The sequence below is a fragment of the Sinorhizobium fredii USDA 205 genome (assembly GCF_001461695.1).
GTDB classification, from domain to species: Bacteria; Pseudomonadota; Alphaproteobacteria; order Rhizobiales; family Rhizobiaceae; genus Sinorhizobium; species Sinorhizobium fredii.
This window is the reverse complement of the sequence record NZ_AUTC01000113.1, coordinates 1-725: the sequence shown is the minus strand read 5'-3', so window position 1 is coordinate 725 and position 725 is coordinate 1. Positions and strand designations below refer to the sequence as shown.

Below are 725 nucleotides of genomic sequence, written 5' to 3'. Positions count from 1 at the left end.
CCAATGTTCGGCATCACATCACAAGACGGCCGTCACCGTGGGGATACATTCAGTTCCGCATCGATCTCATAAAACGCCCCAATGATACCTTCCCAAAGCAACGCGTAACACGGAGTGCCCTTCGGTACGTTAGACATCCCAAACGCGCACAGAAGGTGCGATCGTTCATGGGACGATGAGAAGAAATCGATGGTCTTTCCCAAGAAGCGCTTCTTGCTGACGATCACCTGATCGCTACCGCGGTAGTCAGCCGCTGCTTCACCTACGCGCGGAGAGTCGCCGGGCCACCAACCCCCTTCACATAGAACGTCGGGAACGGCATGTAGTTCGGCAAGTGCGTCGAATGCATCGAGGACAGATAACGACGAATGTCGGTACTTCGAACTCTTCTCGGCCTCGATGGAGAATACCAAGCGGCCTTCCTCGACATACGCAAATGCGCCATCATGGCCTGGGTTGTAAGAAAGTATTTTCATATTGAAAACCCGCTGATAGCTGCCTCGTTTGAATCTAGGAGAACCCTCTCGCTCTTATCGAGTACCAATGGGCCGTGGCCGGAAGCCTGCGGGTCTTAAGGCGGCCCGCAAGGTCGGAGGAGCGAGAGGCCAAGCGTTGAAATGCAGTTTCATCGGCAAATGGGGGATCGGGGTTGGGTTCCAAAGAACCCGCCGGTGGACCAGATCGTGTCCCGTGAGGTGGTGTAGCAGACGGCATTGGTCGCCGTG

General features: G+C 55.6%; 1 protein-coding gene. It reads right to left on the bottom strand.

The genetic code is table 11. From position 1 onward, the window contains the following. Positions 1-32: 32 nt before the first annotated feature. Entirely contained in the window at positions 33-476 is a 444-nt protein-coding gene (locus N181_RS11670) for a hypothetical protein (protein WP_015633501.1), read from the bottom strand. Positions 477-725: the final 249 nt, after the last annotated feature.